At 60.5% G+C, this 16711-nt stretch carries 14 protein-coding genes; 8 read left to right on the forward strand and 6 right to left on the reverse strand.

What is annotated here, in order from left to right:
* Positions 1 to 43: 43 nt before the first annotated feature.
* The 3 genes from WGT02_RS15560 to WGT02_RS15570 form a co-directional block, all read right to left on the reverse strand.
* The gene (locus tag WGT02_RS15560; RefSeq protein WP_024313867.1) at positions 44 to 3301 is read right to left on the reverse strand and encodes an adenylate/guanylate cyclase domain-containing protein; all 3258 of its coding nucleotides are present in this window, start codon (positions 3299 to 3301) and stop codon (positions 44 to 46) included.
* A gap of 121 nt (positions 3302 to 3422) precedes the next feature.
* Positions 3423 to 4877: a hypothetical protein gene (locus WGT02_RS15565; protein WP_208250578.1), complete on the reverse strand. Its 1455-nt coding sequence runs from the start codon at positions 4875 to 4877 to the stop codon at positions 3423 to 3425.
* An 83-nt stretch (positions 4878 to 4960) separates the two neighbouring features.
* Complete coding sequence (locus WGT02_RS15570) at positions 4961 to 7039, reverse strand: bifunctional diguanylate cyclase/phosphodiesterase (RefSeq protein WP_024313869.1); 2079 nt, start codon at positions 7037 to 7039, stop codon at positions 4961 to 4963.
* Between the two features lie 326 nt (positions 7040 to 7365).
* Between WGT02_RS15570 and WGT02_RS15575 the strand changes: the two genes are divergently transcribed.
* The 5 genes from WGT02_RS15575 to WGT02_RS15595 all read left to right on the forward strand — a co-directional run bounded on the left by WGT02_RS15575 (position 7366) and on the right by WGT02_RS15595 (position 12537).
* Complete coding sequence (locus tag WGT02_RS15575) at positions 7366 to 7980, forward strand: 50S ribosomal protein L25/general stress protein Ctc (protein ID WP_024313870.1); 615 nt, start codon at positions 7366 to 7368, stop codon at positions 7978 to 7980.
* A gap of 184 nt (positions 7981 to 8164) precedes the next feature.
* A complete protein-coding gene (locus tag WGT02_RS15580; RefSeq protein ID WP_024313871.1) occupies positions 8165 to 10525 on the forward strand; it encodes an EAL domain-containing protein in 2361 nt (786 codons plus the stop codon).
* 18 nt (positions 10526 to 10543) lie between these two features.
* The gene (locus tag WGT02_RS15585; RefSeq protein ID WP_024313872.1) at positions 10544 to 11263 is read left to right on the forward strand and encodes an ABC transporter substrate-binding protein; all 720 of its coding nucleotides are present in this window, start codon (positions 10544 to 10546) and stop codon (positions 11261 to 11263) included.
* An 89-nt stretch (positions 11264 to 11352) separates the two neighbouring features.
* The gene (gene pth, locus WGT02_RS15590) at positions 11353 to 12069 is read left to right on the forward strand and encodes an aminoacyl-tRNA hydrolase (RefSeq protein ID WP_024313873.1); all 717 of its coding nucleotides are present in this window, start codon (positions 11353 to 11355) and stop codon (positions 12067 to 12069) included.
* A gap of 3 nt (positions 12070 to 12072) precedes the next feature.
* Positions 12073 to 12537 carry a GNAT family N-acetyltransferase gene (locus WGT02_RS15595; protein ID WP_024313874.1) on the forward strand — a complete coding sequence of 155 codons (465 nt, stop codon included), beginning with the start codon at positions 12073 to 12075 and terminating at the stop codon, positions 12535 to 12537.
* On the opposite strand, the gene WGT02_RS15600 is transcribed toward WGT02_RS15595, so the two are convergent.
* The gene (locus WGT02_RS15600) at positions 12532 to 12915 is read right to left on the reverse strand and encodes a hypothetical protein (RefSeq protein WP_024313875.1); all 384 of its coding nucleotides are present in this window, start codon (positions 12913 to 12915) and stop codon (positions 12532 to 12534) included. The two genes, WGT02_RS15595 and WGT02_RS15600, sit on opposite strands and share 6 nt — an antisense overlap.
* Positions 12916 to 12994: 79 nt before the next feature.
* The gene (clpS, locus tag WGT02_RS15605; RefSeq protein WP_024313876.1) at positions 12995 to 13306 is read right to left on the reverse strand and encodes an ATP-dependent Clp protease adapter ClpS; all 312 of its coding nucleotides are present in this window, start codon (positions 13304 to 13306) and stop codon (positions 12995 to 12997) included.
* Between the two features lie 181 nt (positions 13307 to 13487).
* On the opposite strand from clpS, the gene ychF reads away from it, so the two are divergent.
* Entirely contained in the window at positions 13488 to 14591 is a 1104-nt protein-coding gene (gene ychF / locus WGT02_RS15610; protein WP_024313877.1) for a redox-regulated ATPase YchF, read from the forward strand.
* A gap of 21 nt (positions 14592 to 14612) precedes the next feature.
* Here ychF and WGT02_RS15615 read toward each other — a convergent pair whose 3' ends face one another.
* Positions 14613 to 15692: a hypothetical protein gene (locus WGT02_RS15615; RefSeq protein WP_208250007.1), complete on the reverse strand. Its 1080-nt coding sequence runs from the start codon at positions 15690 to 15692 to the stop codon at positions 14613 to 14615.
* Positions 15693 to 15773: 81 nt separating this feature from the next.
* On the opposite strand from WGT02_RS15615, the gene WGT02_RS15620 reads away from it, so the two are divergent.
* Entirely contained in the window at positions 15774 to 16244 is a 471-nt protein-coding gene (locus tag WGT02_RS15620; RefSeq protein ID WP_024313879.1) for a MaoC family dehydratase, read from the forward strand.
* The gene (locus WGT02_RS15625) at positions 16241 to 16708 is read left to right on the forward strand and encodes a MaoC/PaaZ C-terminal domain-containing protein (RefSeq protein WP_208250006.1); all 468 of its coding nucleotides are present in this window, start codon (positions 16241 to 16243) and stop codon (positions 16706 to 16708) included. The genes WGT02_RS15620 and WGT02_RS15625 overlap by 4 nt, the downstream gene beginning before the upstream one ends.
* The last annotated feature ends 3 nt before the right edge of the window (positions 16709 to 16711 follow it).

Here is a 16711-nt window from a genome sequence, read left to right on the forward strand (position 1 = left end):
ACAAAAACAGCGAAAATTCAGCACCTTACCTGTCGGCGCTGAATCAATCCAGGAAGGGCAACACGACCAGTGCGTCGGGATCCAGCCCATGCCTGACGCAAACGTCCTGGGCGAGCGAAAAGTATCGCTCCGCCTCGGCCATATCGTCTTTTTCCAGGTTCAACGTCGCAAGCCCATCATAGCATGGAAAGAGCAGCTGTGGTTCGCCGATTTCACGCGCGAGCTGAAGCGCTTCCTCATAATAATTCCAGGCCAGGTCCGGTTTGCCGTGACATTGATGGATCTGTCCGAGGACGATGAGCGGCACCGCCAGGTGATCGCGCTGATCCAGCGCCCGGTCGATCTCGATCGCCCGCTCCGCCGCCGGCACTCCCTCCTTGGCGCAGTTGTCCGTGAAGGTGCAGCAGGCAACGGCGAGATTGGCGAAAAGCCGTGCTTGAAAGCCGAGGTCGGAAATGCGCTTAGCAACCTCGAGGCCTTGGCGACACACATCGATGGCGCGCCTTGGATCGACGATCGTGTAGAGCACGCCGAGATTGGAATAGGCACGGCAGGCGGCGCCAAGAAGTCCCGCCGTTTCGGCAACCTCCAGGCTTCGCTCGACTTCGCGCACGGCCTCGCGATGCTGTCCGAGCCGCGCCAGTGCCACGCCTTTCGTATTCAGCGCCTCGGCGCGCACCTGTGCTGCTTCCACGGCGACGGGACCGCCGTCATCAAAGGCTGCCGTGCTGAGGCAGGATAGCGCATCGTCGGCCCAGCGTGCTGCTGCGCTTTGATCACCCATGCGGAAGGCAAGATGTCCGCGCTCCTGCAGCAGATGCGCAAGCTCGATGGGCGCAGCGCTCTCGCTCAGCAGCGAGGCGGCCTGCGCATAGTCGGCGTCCGCAAGATCGCTTCTGCCGGCTGCGAGATTGAGGCGACCGAGCTTGCGCAGGATCCGTGCCGCCCCGGGCTGGTCACCAGCTTTCCTCAAGGTCGTCAATACGCGCCCATAGTGTTCACGTGCCGTATCCCGTTCTCCCGCCGGCCCGCAGAGATCGGCGACGCGCTCATAAAGGGCAAGCAATTCCGCACCGGCCTGTGGCTTATCCGAAATCGCCGCAAGCGCCTCGCGGTAGAGGCGCATTGCATCGTCATTGGCATAGGTCTTGCGGGCAAGATCGCCCGCAGCCATGAGATATTGGGCGCCCTTACCCGTCTCCTCGGCCCGGCAGTAGTGACGGCCGAGTTGTGCGATGTCCTCAAGCCGAGCGGGTATGCCATGATGCATCCGCTCGATGGCCGCGCCGATGCGCGCGTGCAGCTGCTTGCGGCGCTGCAGCAAGAGATTGCCATAGATGGCATCGTGCAATAGCTGTTGCGGAAAGCGATAGGAGATCGCCTTTGTCGAAGCAACACCGGGCGCTTCCTCGACGATCTCCGCCTGGCAGAGATAGTCCAGCCCATGCTCGATACGCGCTGCATCAAAAGCGACGGCGTGAAGCAGCGCCAGATCGAAGCGCGGACCGATGACGGCGGCTTCCTGCGCCAAACGCTTGACGTCGGGCGGCAGACGGTCGACGCGTGCAAGCAGCATCGCCTGCAGGCTCATCGGTATCTCGCTGCCTATTTCAGCATTGGCGACATGCCAACATCCGCCCTCGGAATGCAGCACGCCCGTCTCGATCAGGGCCCGAACGATCTCCTCCATGAACAGCGGGTTGCCGCCCGCTCGCGCGAGAATTCGTGAGCGCGTTTTCGCTGGCACGGAACTGTCCGCGCCAAAGAACTGATCCAGCAGCGCCTCGCCATCCTGAACCGAAAGCGGCGCGAGCCGCATGAGCGTACGGCTGATCCGGCTTGACTCCAAGCCCTCGCCTTCAGCAACCGACCGCCCTGTTGTCAGCATCATCAGGCGCGTTCGCTCCAACCTGTCCAGCACAAAGCGAAGCGCCTCGATCGAAGCCGCATCCGCCCAGTGAAGATCCTCCACCACCAGCAGCAGCGGACTGAGCGAAAGCCGCCGCTCAAAAATGGTGCGCGTGGCATAAAAAATCTGCCTGCGCAGTTGCTCCGGCTCCACGTGGCGCAGCGCTCCATCGGGATCGCCGAGGCCAAAGACGTAAGACAAAAGCGGCGTCAGACCGGCAACCTCGCTCTCGGAAAAGCCTAGGTCGATCAATCCTGATGCCAGCAGTTCCGCCGTCCGGGCTGCAGTTTCGCGCTCGGCTATTGCGTAGGCGCTTCGTAGAACGGCCGCGAGCATACCGTAAGACTGTTCGCCAAGCGGCGAGCAGACGGCGCGGCGCACAACAACATGACGAAATCGCTCTTTCTCAGCGACGGTCTCCAGGAACTCCCTGACCAGCCTTGACTTGCCGATGCCGGCCTCGCCGATGAGCTGGACGAGTTGCGCATTGCCGCCACAGGCAAAATCCAGGCAATCGGACATCCGCGACAGTTCTGCGTCACGCCCGATGAGTGCGGCGTGTAGTCCAAGGCTTTCCAATCCGCGCGCCGTGTGGGGCGTCTCCATCCGCCCGAGGAGACGATGCACCTGTACATTGCCCGTCTTCCCGCGAAGGGCCAGCGAACCGAGATTTTCGAAGGCGAACGCATGCAGCGTCAGGCGGTATGTCACTGGCCCGACCAGTATCTCGCCCGGACCGGCTAGGCTTTGCAGCCGTTGCGCTGTATTTACTGTATCGCCAGTCACGGAGTAGGATCGCGCCGCCGCCGCCCCGAAACCACCGCTAACCACCGGTCCGGTGTTGATACCGACATGCAACTGCAGCGGATCACCACCGACCAGATCCAGCCATTTGGCGCCGAGGCGGTCGGCCCCCGCAATCATGTCGAGCGCTGCGCAAAGCGCGCGATCGGGATCATCCTCATGCGCCGTCGGCGCACCGAATAGCGCAAGCAGCGCATCCCCCACAAACTTGTCGACGAAGCCGCCGTAAGCCTCCACCGCCCGCGTCAGTTCCTCGAACAGCTCGTTCTGCAGCGCGCGCATCAGCTCGGGATCTGTTCTCTCGCTGAGAGCAGTAAAACCACAGAGATCCGCAAACAGAACCGTCAGCGGACGCCGATCAGCGGCATCGTCAGGCGTCGATGTATGCGCGACTGTAAGCGGCAGCGGTTCGGCAGGAGCTGCACGAACGTCGGCTCGGCCGAGGGCTGCCCCACATTTCGGGCAAAACGCGAAATCGGGCTGGCAGGCCTCGCCACAGGAGGCGCAGACTATAGGTTGTCTTGCGCCGCACTTCGGGCAGAACGCAAAACTGCTTTCGATCGCAAAACCACAGGCGGCACAATTCATCGGCCTGCCCCCAGGACGCGCACTGGCCCCCGCCCGGGAGCCTACGCTAGCGAGACAGAATGAACCTGCCGCGAATGCGCCGCAAGGGGTGCCCGTGGCGCTTGGAGCTGTTACGGCAAACTCAGTCCGCGCCCTTGATGACCTGGCCATTGATCGTGACGGATCCGTTTCGCGCAACGCTGATATCCCAGCGCTGGCGCCCGTCAGGATCAGTCTTCGCAAAGCCCTTGGCCATCATCAGGCCGAACGAGACCTGATTGAGATCGGCATTGGTCTTTGCAAGCTCCTGAACGGCGGCAATGGTCTTGTCGAGATCACGCGCCAGAACGGTCGCATCCATGGAATAATCCTTGGAGGTATCGACGCGACCGCGGATCTTTCCGGAAATCTCGGCATCATAGACGCCCGACACCGCACTGATCTTCGGGAAATCCATCACCAGTTCGCCGCCCTTGAAGAGGCGCTCGACAGCCTTCTTGCCGCTCTCTTCCGAGGAAGCGCCGCCGGTGAAATCGACCTTGAGGAACTCATCGCCGAAGGCAGTGAAATCCATGTCCTCAATTGCGAACTGCAGCTGCAATTCCCGTGGCACGAAGGCGGAATAGGCCGCAGGGACGATCGCGCTCGCAAAACTGATCTGCTGCGCCGTCAAGCCGACGCCGAAACGCGTAGCATCGGTCGGGCCGTCGAGCGTGACGTCGTAGTTGACGTTCTTCGCACCACCGTTGCCCGCAGCACTCGACACGGTGAGATTGTTGAAGTCGATCGTTTCGTTGAAGCTCGTGAGCAAAGGGAAGGCATCGCGAAGCATCGCCTTCAGCTTGTCGCTGTCTGCCCCGGCAAGCTGCTTTTCGTCGGCATGATCGACCGCAAACAGGATGATATCGCGAACCTTGTTTGCCGGCAGGCCGTTGACAGCGGCTGCGAAATCGATCGCGTCGGCGCGAATTTCGACCGGTGGCACCTCGCGACTGCTGATCTTCTCGAGGAATCCTGCAGCGGAGCCGCTGGTGGCGAAATTCGTCGTGCCAGCCGCTGCGCCATCCGCTGACGTCAGCTTGTACGTCATGCCATCAAAGCTGGCGCTGACCTCGTCGGCCTCGCTCTTCGACGAAAAATTTATGGCCTTCGTGGAAAAGTCGCCCGAGCGAAGATAGCTGATCGCCGGGTCGAAAATGCCGCTGAAGATGAAGGCATCGATGGCATAGGTAAAATCGGTTCTCGGCTGTCCGGGCGCCGTGAAATTCCCGGAAACATTGAGGGAATTGTTCCCTTCGACGCTCCAAAGGCCGGTATCGAGTGGTGTAGCGAACATCGACCAAGGCGTCAGGCCGGTGATTGCAAAGCTGCCCGGCTCGACCTTCTTCAAGAGCTTCACGAAATCATAGATGATCTCGTAGCGTGTCCCTGCTGGGTTCACGGTCACGAAGCCGTCTTTTGCCACACTCTTCGGCAGCAGCTTCGTCAGGCTTTCCTCGACCTGCTTTGCCCCGGCCTGGTTGATGTCGGCGGCATAGGCTGCAGATGCCAAGGCGAGCGCAATCGTGATCGTTGCCGCAATGAGATTGACCCGCATACCTGAATTCCTCCGCCGCTTGCGTTTTGCGAGCATGTGAGGTTTCCGCACGACAGATGTCAAGGCGTGTTGCAGCGCCGCAGTCAGGCCGCCGCGTCGGTCTTCACGGCAACTGTCGAGCCATCGACTACGCCTGCACCGTCAGCATTGACGAAGGCCTCGATGTCAAGACGCGGCATCGGCCTTCCGAACAGAAAGCCCTGCACCTGCATGCAACCTTCGCGGCGAAGGAAATCGACATGCTCCTCCCGTTCCACGCCCTCGGCGAGAACCGGAATATCAAGGCTCTGCGCCAGAATAAGCGTCGAGCGGACAATCGCAGCCGACTGTTTGTTGGTGACGACGCCGTCGACGAAGGCACGATCGATCTTGATCTTGTCGAACGGGAAACTCTGCAACGTCGACAGCGAGGAATAGCCCGTGCCGTAGTCGTCCATTGCCACCTTGACGCCAAGCGCCTTCAGCCGCCGGATGGCATTCAGCGCATGCCCGTGGTCGGCAATGATGCCGGATTCCGTGATCTCGAGCTCGAGCCGCGGAGCCGCCAGACCCGTTTCCACCAGGATCTGATGGACGATCTGCGGCAGGCGGCTATCGGCGAGCTGCTGGGCCGCCACGTTGACGGCTATGTTCAACGGGTTCCTCCAGCTGGCCGCTTCGACGCAGGCGCTGCGCAGCACCCATTCGCCGAGTTCCATGATGAACCCCGTCTTCTCGGCGATCGGGATGAATTCCGCTGGCGAGATATGGCCGCGCGTCGGATGCTTCCAGCGCAGCAGCACTTCGAAGCCCAGCACCTCGCGCGTCACGGTATCGTTCTGCTGCTGATAGAACAGTTCGAATTCGCCCTTCTTCAGCCCTTCACGCATCTCGATCGCCAGCGCGTTTCGTTCCCGCGCCGCCTCGTCCATCGAGGGGTCGTAGAAGCAGATGCTGCTTCCCGCCGTCGTCTTGGCGCGGTACATGGCGACATCGGCCTGCGAAAGCAGGTCGTCGATGGTGCGCGCCCTGTCAGGGAAACTGGAAATGCCGATGCTGGATCCGACGCTGAGCGATTGGCCGTTCCAATCGACAGGCCGCTCGATCTCGTCGAGCAGGCGTTGTGCTACGCTCCTGGCCTCCGAACGGCCGGCATGATCGCGCATCACGACCACGAATTCATCACCGCCGACGCGGGCTGCAAACTGTCCCTTCTGCATGACCTTCGCCAGCCGCTCGCCGATCGCCCGGAGCACGGCGTCACCAGCGGCATGACCGTGGACGTCGTTGATTTCCTTGAACCGATCAAGGTCGAAGCAGAGGACGGCGACGTTCCAGCCGATTTCATGGGTGTTTTTGGTGGCAGTCGCCAGATGTTCGTTCAGCGCCGAGCGGTTTGCAAGGTTCGTCAGCGGATCGTGTAGCGACAGATGGCGATAGCGGGCGACGGCCGCTTCGGTCGACTGCATGTCGATGATGTAGGTGGAGGCGCCGAGAAGCAGGATGATGATCATGACTGCGCCGACAAGGCTGGTCATCACGCCGACGGAGAGAATTTCGCGGGGGACGGACACGGTTGCGTCGGGAACAATCGTCATGCCCGCCATGCCGAGGAAGTGCGTCGAAACGATTGCAAGGATCAGCGGCAGGGCGGCGGCGACCGGGCTGAAACGTGTCGTCGGGCGGGCAACCCGGCTCGTCACGAAGGCGCCGAACCCGGCCGCTGCAATCAGCGAGCAGATGACATAGGCGCTGTTCCACTGGATATCGCCGGCCACCCTGTAGCCTTCGATGCCGACATAGTGCATGGCTGCCACGCCAAGTCCGACGATGGCGCCGCCGGCCTCGACAAGCGCGTCCCGGCTTCGCATCGAGGCCACGGTAAAGCCGATCATCGTGGAGGCGATTCCAATGAAAAGCGACAGCAGCGTCAAATCGGGCTCATAGCCGCTGAGCGCCGGCGCCCGGAAACCGAGCATGGCAATAAAATGCGTCGTCCAGATCGTCGCGCCGCCAACGAACCCTGACAGGAACAACCAATTGAATTTTTGGAGCCCTTGGGTGCGCCGAACCCGCGAGAAAAGCCGTACCGTCAGCAAAGAGCCGAGAAGGCAGATGACCGTTGCAAAGATCAGGTGCGGCCAGCTATGGTCGACGGCAATGCAGGAGACGAGACGGAGCATGAGAAGGACCAGGTTGTGATTGGTCCCTGATAGCCGCCGTGACATTCTGTATTCGTTAATCTCGCGGGAAATCCGGCTTTATGGTTAAGCCTTCGCGATCGCCTTCAATTCTGAAATCGTTCCCTCGCCGACAGCGTGTCCGGGTTCCTGGCCGTTGCCGATGGCAAGGGAGCAGCTTGCGTTTCCGGTGCATCTATACTATAGCGCACGCGTCCGCGCAGACACCCTTGGAGGCAACGCGGATGAGGATGGGGTAACCCGCCTCCAGTTCCGCGGCAAGCATTGGCCTGCGCGGGGCTCTCCAAATAACCTCGGAAGGAAAAGTCATGAGCCACGAAAGCTACGAGCTCAAGGCCGAGGCGCGCGAACGGGTTGGTAAGGGGTCCGCCCGTGAACTTCGCCGCAACGGTTTGATTCCCGCTGTCATCTATGGTGACAAGCAGGCCCCCATTTCTATCGCTCTCAGCACCAATGAGGTGACGAAGCGCATTCACGCAGGTGGCTTCATGACCACCATCGCGACCATCGAAGTCGACGGCAAGACGTACAAGGTTCTGCCGAAGGACTATCAGCTCGATCCGGTCCGCGACTTCACGATGCACGTGGACTTCCTGCGCGTTTCCGGCAACACCCAGGTTACCGTTGAAATCCCGGTTCACTTCATCAACGAAGAAAAGTCCCAGGGTCTCAAGGCTGGCGGCGTCCTGAACATCGTTCGTCACGAAATCGAAGTGCAGTGCCCGGCCGATGCGATCCCGGAATTCTTCAACGTTGACCTGAGCGGCAAGAAGATCGGCGACAGCATCCACATCTCCGACCTCACCCTGCCGAAGGGTGTGGCGACGGTTATCGCGGACCGTGACTTCACGATCGCAACGATCATCGCCCCGGCTGGCGGCGTTGACGAAACGGTCGAAGAAGAAGGCGAAGCCGAAGCCTGATCGCTTCCATAATTTGTAAAGCATAAGGCCCGCTTTCTGACGAAAGCGGGCCTTTTCATTTGCGCGCGAGGAGCCAGTTTCAGCAACATTTAATACATTTCATGGAAGCATGCCGGTAGGTTTTTGAAGACCGGCGGGCGTAGAAAACCGTGAACGCAAAGTGCGGCTGGGGGCAAACGGAACAATGAACAATTCCGTTGAAAATCGTTTTTTGGCAATCATTTGCGGAGCTTTGCTCCTCTTCGTTGCTCCACTGTTCGTGCTTTTCCTTTTTCTTTCTTCCGAGCGCGCAGACAAGGAAATACGCGACCACATCTCGGTTCTTCTTGTCGCCAATTCTCAGGCGCTCGCAAAGCCGCTCTGGGACCTCGATGATGACAGCGTAACCCAGATCAGCGCGACGACCGTTTCGCAGGGCGCCATCGTCAAGGTTCAGGTCCGGGATCAATCCGGCCAGCTCGACGTGACGCAATCGACAATACCGAAATCGTTCAACGGCAATCTCGTCCAGGTGTCGCGCGCGATCATATACAATACCATCGACGGCCCGAAGAATCTGGGCACCATCTCCGTCTTCTATCCGGCACTTGGCCTCTTCTCCGGCCTCAAGCACGAAGAGGTCGTCTTCATGTCGATCTTCATCTTCGCAGTGCTTGCCGTCTTCAGTGCGGCATTGATCGGCAATCGCATCTTTATCATCCGGCCGCTGATGCGCCTGACGGCAGCCGTCGAGGCCACCCGTCAACTCGGCTCGCGGCATCACGTCAACTGGCAATCGAACGACGAGATGGGCCGTCTGGCCCGCGGCTTCAACGAAATGCAATCGAAGCTCGAAAGCGAGGAATGCGAATTGAAGCTCGCGCATCGCCGTGCTGTCGACATCTACGACCTGACGCCGGCCATGCTGTTTTCGCTCGATGAGGATGATCGCATAACCGCCGTCAGCGACTACTGGCTCGTCGCGACCGGCTACGACCGGCCGCGCGTGATCGGCTGCAGGTTCGCAGATCTCGTGACATCCGATACGCGCGAAGCCTTCCTCAAGCGAAAGAACGACCTCGACGGCGGCGCCGCAGTCGACGTGACGGTAAAGTTCATATGCGCCGATGGCAGCCTCATGGATGTGCTCATCCTGGAATCGACAGCAGCCACTGCGGGTCATGACCGGCTCTCGCTATCGGTCATGACCGATGTCACGGAGCTGAAAGCCTCCGAAGCACGCAACCACCAGCAAGCCATCCGGGATCATCTGACCGGCCTGCTGAACCGCCAGGGCTTCGAAACGGTGCTCGACGCCAAGATCCTCGAAGTAGACGCCGCCGGCCAGGAACTCGCCTGCCTGTTCGTCGATCTCGACCGCTTCAAATGGATCAACGACAATCTCGGCCATGCCGAGGGCGACAGGGCGCTGCGTGAGTTTGTCGACCGGCTGAAGAGGCATCTGGCGCCATCGGATCAGGCGGCCCGCCTCGGTGGTGACGAATTCGCGATCCTTCTGCCGGCAAAGGACGCGGCCCGGCGGGCAAGCGCAATGGCCGAGCAGATCGCCTCCATCTTCATCGAGCCGTTCGGTCCGGATCTGCATCTGAGCGCCAGCGTCGGCATCGCCATCTACCCGCGCCATGCCTCGAACGCCGCCGAGTTGTTGCAGAAGTCGGATATGGCCATGTACGCGAAGAAGCGCGACGGCAAGAATGGCGCGCAACTCTTCGACACCAGCATGATGGACCACACGCGCGCTCGCGCCGAAATCGAGAACTATATTGAAGCCGGTCTCGCGGAGGACTGGTTCGACGCCTACCTGCAACCGATCGTCAGCCTGAACGGCCGCGGCGTTGCCGGTTTCGAGGCGCTCATGCGCCTCAATCATCCGCAAAAGGGTTTGATGGCACCGGCGCAAATCATCAATGTCGCGGAGGAAACGGCCAAGATCGTTCGCGTCGGCAACGTCATCATGGAAAAGGCGATCGCCCATCTTGCGGCCATTTCCCGCCTCCCCGGCATGCAGGACAGCTATCTCGCCATCAACTTCTCGCCGCTGCAATTCGAAGCTGCCCTGCCCGCGCGGCTTGCCGCACTGCTCGGCCGCCACGGTATCCGCCCCCAGCGCATCGTCGTGGAAATCACAGAGGCGGTGCTGATGCACAACAATCCGCAAATCCGCACGATTGTCGCCGAGATGCGCCGCTTCGGCTGCCGGATTGCCCTCGACGACTTCGGCACGGGTTATTCGTCGCTGAGTTATCTCAACCGCTTCCCAGTCGATATCATCAAGATCGACCAGTCGTTCACGCAGTCGATCAACGACGCCAACGACGACGTTCGCGACAAGAGCCGTACGCTGGTGGAGAGCATCACAACGCTGTCTCACAAGATGGGGTGCATCGTCATTGCCGAGGGCATCGAGAGAGAGGACGAATGCCAGACCTTGCACAAAATGGGCCTCGACTTCGGCCAGGGATACCTGTTCCATCGCCCGCAGCAAGCTGCGGCTCTGATCGAGCGTCTGTCTGCGACTGAACAGCGCATTGCGCGGGCCTCTTGAACCCAGAAAGGCAACACCATGAAGAAACTGCTGCTTTTCACTCTTTTGAGCATCTGCGCCTCCAGCCAAGCCATTGCAGCCGGCGTAATGCTCGCCACCGAGGAATACCCTCCCTTCAGCTACCGTGATGGAAAGACAATCAAGGGCGCTTCGGTCGAGCAAGTCGAAAAGGTCATGAAAGACGCCGGCATCGACTACAAGATCGAGATGATGCCTTGGGCCAGGGCCTACAATCTCGCCCAGACCACGCCTATGAGCTGCGTTTTCACGACCGCTCACAGCGCGAAACGCGACCCTATGTTCAGGTGGGTCGAGCCGTTGCTGGTCGATCGCAACATCCTCATCACCAGGTCCGGGTCAGGTGTGACAGCGAAGAACCTTGAGGAAGCGAGGCAATATACCGTCGGAACACAGCGCGACGATTATACAGAGGTGACGCTGAAGGAGAACGGCTTCACCAAGCTCGACGTCGCCACCGACTTCAACGCCACACTGCGCAAGCTGCTCAATGGTCGCATCGACATGATGCCGATCTCCGAGATCTACTTCGGCAAGCTCAAGGCGGAACAGCCGTTGGAGAAGCTCACGCTGCTCTCCTCACAGCCGATGGGGATCGCCTGCGAGAAGGACTTCCCAAGCGATCTGCTGGCCAAGATGCAGGCCGCGTTGGACAAGCTGATCGGCGATGGCACACAGCAAACCATCTTCACCAAGTATGGTCTAAGCTCGGCAGACTGATTTTTCTGCGCTTGCGGCCTCCGCGCCTTGACTTTGACGCCGTTTCGCGGTGGTGAACGATAACGCACATTTCAAGGAATGAACGAGCCATGCTGATCATCGCGGGTCTCGGCAATGCCGGCGGCAAGTACGCCGGAAACCGCCACAATATCGGCTTCATGGCTGCTGATGCCATCCACCGCCGCCATAATTTTTCGCCTTGGTCGAAGAAGTTCAAGGCTGAGATCGCCGAGGGCGAGATCGCCGGCGAGAAGGTGCTGCTCATCAAGCCGCAGACCTACATGAACCTCTCTGGTGAGGCCGTCGGCGAGGCCATGCGCTTCTATAAGCTGCAGCCCACCGACCTCGTCGCGATCTATGACGAACTCGACCTGCCGCCGGGCAAGGCGCGCCTGAAGACGGGCGGTGGCCATGGCGGCCACAACGGCATCAAGTCGTTGGACGCCCATTGCGGCAAGGACTATCGCCGCCTGCGCCTTGGCATCGGCCACCCCGGCGTCAAGGAACTGGTGCAGCATCACGTTCTCGGCGACTTCGCCAAGGCCGATCAGGCGTGGCTTGAGCCGCTGCTGCATGCCCTTGCCGACAACGCCGACATGCTGGTTCGCAAGGAAGACTCTCAGCTGATGAACAAGCTGGCGCTGGCGCTTGGCGGAAAAGCCGAAGAAGAAAAGCCGAAGCCGGAGAAGAAACCAACGGCGAAGTCTCATATCCACCAGGCTCGCAATCACAATCAGCCGAAGATGCCTGCAACCGGCCCGATGGCCGAAATGCTGAAGAAGATGTTCGGCAACAAGGGCGATTGAACCATGTCTGCCGGCGCGCTCATCATTCGCGCTGCTAAGGCACGCGACCTGCCCGGCCTGCTTGCCCTCTATCGTGAGCTGAACCCTGCCGATCCGACCATGGACCGCGCGCACGCCGAAGAGCGGTTTGGAGCTATCCGCGCGCAACCCGGCATGACGGTCTTCATCGGCGTCGCGGGCAAAACCGTCGCGGCGTCGGTGACGCTGGTCGTCGTCCCCAACGTGACCAGGAATGGCGCGTCCTATGCGCTGATCGACAACGTCGTCACCGCGGCCGATTACAGGCAGCGGGGGTATGGACGAGCCCTGATCCGGTACGCCAGCGCCGCAGCCTTTAAGGCCGGCTGCTATAAGGTGATGTTTCTGACCGGCTCGAAGGATCCGGCAACACTGCGCTTCGATGAGAATTGCGGCTTCGTCCAGGACAAGACCGGCTATCAGATCAGGCGACCGGCAGCCGGCTCATAGCAGCCCGATCGTGTGGAGCCTGAAAAGCAAGAGGTTCCAGACCCACGAAAGACCCCTTTCGATCAGCCAGGCCATGGCAATGGAAACACCCGGCGAAAACAGCATAGCCAGCAGACCGCCGACGACGCTCAGCATGCAGGAAATGCGGAAATTCTTGAGGCTGTCGAGACGATAATAGCCGCTGTCGTCATATTCGGTCCCGAAGAGCAGATCCGGAAGATTGTAACCACTCGACAGTGGCAAATCCATCAGAGGCCTGTCGGTTACGCGGTCAGGCAGAACGTTGAAGACCGCCCGGCAGAGATGACCGATCGCGCCAAGAAGGGCAAAAAGCCCCGCCGCCACAAAGTAGTGCCATGTTGCTGCCTCGCCCTGCATGAACGCCTCCGCTGCTGCGGACATTCTGCCTGAAAACAGCGGATGTCAGATTAAGGAGCCTGGTTAAGAGATCGCCAAGCTATTCCTCGGGCTCCGCCGTCAACATCAGCGGAAACCCGGCCTGCTTGGCATAGTCCATCGCCTCCTTGACCTTGGTCTCGGCGATATCCTTCGTGCAGACCACGACGACGCTCGATCCCAGCTTGTGCGCCGTCATCATCACGCGGTAGCCGACCTCCTCGCTCATGCGGAACACAGCCTTGAGGATCATCACCACGAATTCGCGCGGCGTATAGTCGTCGTTGAAGAGAATGACCTTGTAGAGCTTCGGCCGATCCAGCTTCGGTTTCGACTTTGTCTTCGGTTTAAGGGCAATACCGTTGTCACTCATCGGAAACCCACCCGTTGATGACATGGAGAGGCGAGAACAGTGCATCGATATCTATATTGCGCTGCAAAGGCGGGCGTTCAACCCCTCAGAATGCAAGAGACTTGCGCGAAAAGCTTGACCGCAAGGCGCGTTTTATCCCATAGCCAGCACCAACGAATTCAAGAACAGCAGGTTTCAGGCCATGGGCTTCAAATGCGGTATCGTCGGTTTGCCGAACGTCGGCAAATCGACCCTCTTCAACGCGCTGACCAAGACGGCGCAGGCGCAGGCGGCGAACTATCCCTTCTGCACGATCGAGCCGAACACCGGCGAAGTCGCGGTGCCGGACCCGCGCATGCAGAAGCTCGCAGCGATCGCCGGCTCCAAGGAAATCATCCCGACCCGGATCTCCTTCGTCGACATCGCCGGCCTCGTGCGCGGTGCATCGAAGGGTGAAGGCCTTGGCAACAAGTTCCTCGCCAACATCCGCGAAGTCGATGCCGTCGTGCATGTGCTGCGCTGCTTCGAGGACGACGACATCACCCACGTCGAGGGCCGCATCAACCCGGTCGGCGATGCCGACACGATCGAGACCGAGCTGATGCTCGCCGACCTCGAAAGCCTTGAGCGCCGCGTCGAGCAGACGCGCAAGCGCGCCGCCAGCAAAGACAAGGAATCGCTGGCGCAACTGCCTGTCATGGAAGCCGTGATCAAGCTCTTGAACGAGGGCAAGCCTGCACGCCTGCTTCTCAAGACGCTGGCGCCTGAGGAGATCGAGATCCTCAAGGGTCTCAACCTCCTGACCTCGCATCCGGTGCTCTACGTCTGCAACGTCGCCGAAGCCGATGCCTCGACCGGCAACGAGCACACCAAGGCCGTGGCCGCCATGGCGATGGAACAGGGCGCCGAATGCGTCATCATATCGGCTGCGATCGAATCCGAAGTGGCACAACTGCCGGAAGAAGAAGCCGTGGAGTTCCTGTCGGCGCTCGGCCTTGAGGAAGCCGGTCTTGATCGGTTGATCCGCGCCGGCTACCACCTGCTCGACCTGATCACCTATTTCACCGTAGGCCCCAAGGAAACCCGCGCCTGGACGATCGTCCGCGGCACCAAGGCGCCTGCCGCCGCCGGCGTGATCCACACCGATTTTGAACGCGGCTTCATCCGCGCCTTCACGATCGCCTATGACGACTACATCAACTTCAAGGGTGAAGTCGGCGCCAAGGAAGCAGGCAAAGGCCGGGACGAAGGCAAGGAATATGTCGTCCAGGACGGCGACGTGATCCACTTCCGCTTCAATACCTGACGCGAACTGAGAAACTGCCGCCTATGCCGGTGGCAGTTTCTCCTGCATGGCAGCCGGCAGCGTCCGTATGACGAGCCGCCGGAGCGGCATCCATCCGGTGCCGATGACGAGCACGATCGCGCCGACGGTCAGAAGCGTGATGTAGATGTAGGTATCGACAGAGGCGTCCCCCTGGCGGAAGATGCCGTAGAGCGCAAAGCCCAGCGACAGTAGTCCTGACGTCACGAATGCGCGCCGGTCGATGATGAGGCCGATCAGCATGAGCGCGACGACCGTCGCAACCACCACGGGCGTACGAAACGATACTGTCTGCAGCGCAGCAAGCGTACCGCCGCTCAGACCGGCAAGCGAAATGACGCTGTAGAGCAAAGCCGGTGCTGCGCCGAGATGGAGCCAGAAGGCAATATCGGAATTGACTGTACGACGAAGCGGGTCGCGCAGATCGAATTTCATGGCCAGTGCGAAAAGACCGACCGCGCATATGATCGCGATGATCGACAACACGACGGGATGATTGACCTCGAAGAGGGGATCGCCGCTGAGCCAGCCGAGGGTGCGCAAAACCAGCTGCAGAACAACCACCGCCGCCCCTATGATCGTGAGCGCAAGGGCGAGCGGGATGCGATACAGCAAATAGAAGAGACCGAACACAACCGGAAAGGCGAGCGTGTACTGCAGTGCCACGTTGCCGCCTATGGCAGTGACAGCAGGGGAGCCTTCCAGCCAGCGCGCAGCCACCACTGCGGTCCAGAGCGCAAGCGTGACGGTCAAGGCGACAGCAGGCAATGCCAGCCTCTGGCGTCGAACAAGGATCTCCGCAAGAACGACGATTGCCGGCAACACCGCGAAGACCGAAGCGATGCCCCACAGCCCTGCCAGCGCCACGATGATGCCGATCGTAATCAGCACATCGTGAAAGCCGCGCACGAAACTCGGCGTCTCGGTGTCTGAGAAAGCTGTCGGCTCCGCGCGCTGCTCCACCGGCTGGCCATCCGCCTTGACGCCGCGCTCGATCAGAAACGGCAGAAGCCGCTCAGCAGCCCGGACTGGAATGATACCCTCACGTGTGGCTTCATCGAGGATCAATTTCAATTCGGGCATGGTCAAAATCTCGCGGGGTTCGTTGAGTCGCGTCGAATGCTATTGTAGTCGTTCTGAAACGCCAAAGCGGGGAAGAGAAATTTGTCCGATCAGAAACTTGCCTTCGAAGATTTCCAGCCGGGGCGACGTTTTGCACTCGGCCCGAGGCCGGTCACGGCAGCGGAGATCATCGCGTTCGCCCGCGAATTCGACCCGCAGCCGATGCATCTCGACGAGGCGGCCGGCCGCGCCAGCATCCTCGGTGGGTTGGCAGCATCCGGCTGGCATACGTCCGCACTGTTCATGCGCATGATGGCGGAGAGCTTCCTCATCAACTCGTTCTCTCAAGGCGCGCCCGGCGTCGATGTCATGGAATGGCGAAAGCCTGTTCTTGCCGGAGACACGCTTTCGGGCCATTCGACAGTCATGGAGACCCGTGCGCTGCGCTCCAGGCCCGGCATCGGCATGGTGAAGTTCCGCCATGAGGTTGAGAACCAGAAAGGCAAACTCGTCTGCGTGGCCGAGAATTCGATCATGTTCGTCCTGCGTGAAGCGCTGGAGAAGACCGCATGATCATGGCAGAACGCTACGCCAGCGGCGAGAAGACCGAAATCGGCAGCTACCTATTCACGGCCGAACGGATCGTTCACTTTGCCGAGCGCTTCGACCCTCAACTGTTCCACATGGACGCGGAAGCCGCAAAGGCTACGCTCTTTGGCGGTCTCTGCGCTTCGGGATGGCACACTTGCGCGGCATGGATGAAGACCTTCGTCGCCTACTGGAGCGCAGAATGCGCTCGACTGGCCGGCGAGGGCATCAAGCCGCCCAAGCTTGGCCCCTCCCCTGGCTTTCAGAAGCTTCAGTGGCTGCGGCCCGTCTTCGCCGGCGAGGAAGTGACTTATTCCGTCACGTTTCTTTCCAGCCGCCCCCTGGCGTCGCATCCGGGGCGTCGGTTGAACACTATCGTCTGCGAGGGCGCGATCGCTGACGGCGCGCCGGTCATCCGGTTCGAGAGCACCGTCATCGAATTCGAGTGATCG

It is taken from the genome of Rhizobium sp. T1470 (assembly GCF_042140505.1).
Classification (GTDB): domain Bacteria; phylum Pseudomonadota; class Alphaproteobacteria; order Rhizobiales; family Rhizobiaceae; genus Rhizobium; species Rhizobium favelukesii.

Coding starts and splice junctions, on each gene's coding strand:
- WGT02_RS15560 (WP_024313867.1), bottom strand. CDS start 3,301: ATGAATTGTGCCGCCTGTGGTTTTGCGATCGAAAGCAGTTTTGCGTTC.
- WGT02_RS15565 (WP_208250578.1), bottom strand. CDS start 4,877: ATGCGGGTCAATCTCATTGCGGCAACGATCACGATTGCGCTCGCCTTG.
- WGT02_RS15570 (WP_024313869.1), bottom strand. CDS start 7,039: ATGCTCCGTCTCGTCTCCTGCATTGCCGTCGACCATAGCTGGCCGCAC.
- WGT02_RS15575 (WP_024313870.1), top strand. CDS start 7,366: ATGAGCCACGAAAGCTACGAGCTCAAGGCCGAGGCGCGCGAACGGGTT.
- WGT02_RS15580 (WP_024313871.1), top strand. CDS start 8,165: ATGAACAATTCCGTTGAAAATCGTTTTTTGGCAATCATTTGCGGAGCT.
- WGT02_RS15585 (WP_024313872.1), top strand. CDS start 10,544: ATGAAGAAACTGCTGCTTTTCACTCTTTTGAGCATCTGCGCCTCCAGC.
- pth (WP_024313873.1), top strand. CDS start 11,353: ATGCTGATCATCGCGGGTCTCGGCAATGCCGGCGGCAAGTACGCCGGA.
- WGT02_RS15595 (WP_024313874.1), top strand. CDS start 12,073: ATGTCTGCCGGCGCGCTCATCATTCGCGCTGCTAAGGCACGCGACCTG.
- WGT02_RS15600 (WP_024313875.1), bottom strand. CDS start 12,915: ATGCAGGGCGAGGCAGCAACATGGCACTACTTTGTGGCGGCGGGGCTT.
- clpS (WP_024313876.1), bottom strand. CDS start 13,306: ATGAGTGACAACGGTATTGCCCTTAAACCGAAGACAAAGTCGAAACCG.
- ychF (WP_024313877.1), top strand. CDS start 13,488: ATGGGCTTCAAATGCGGTATCGTCGGTTTGCCGAACGTCGGCAAATCG.
- WGT02_RS15615 (WP_208250007.1), bottom strand. CDS start 15,692: ATGCCCGAATTGAAATTGATCCTCGATGAAGCCACACGTGAGGGTATC.
- WGT02_RS15625 (WP_208250006.1), top strand. CDS start 16,241: ATGATCATGGCAGAACGCTACGCCAGCGGCGAGAAGACCGAAATCGGC.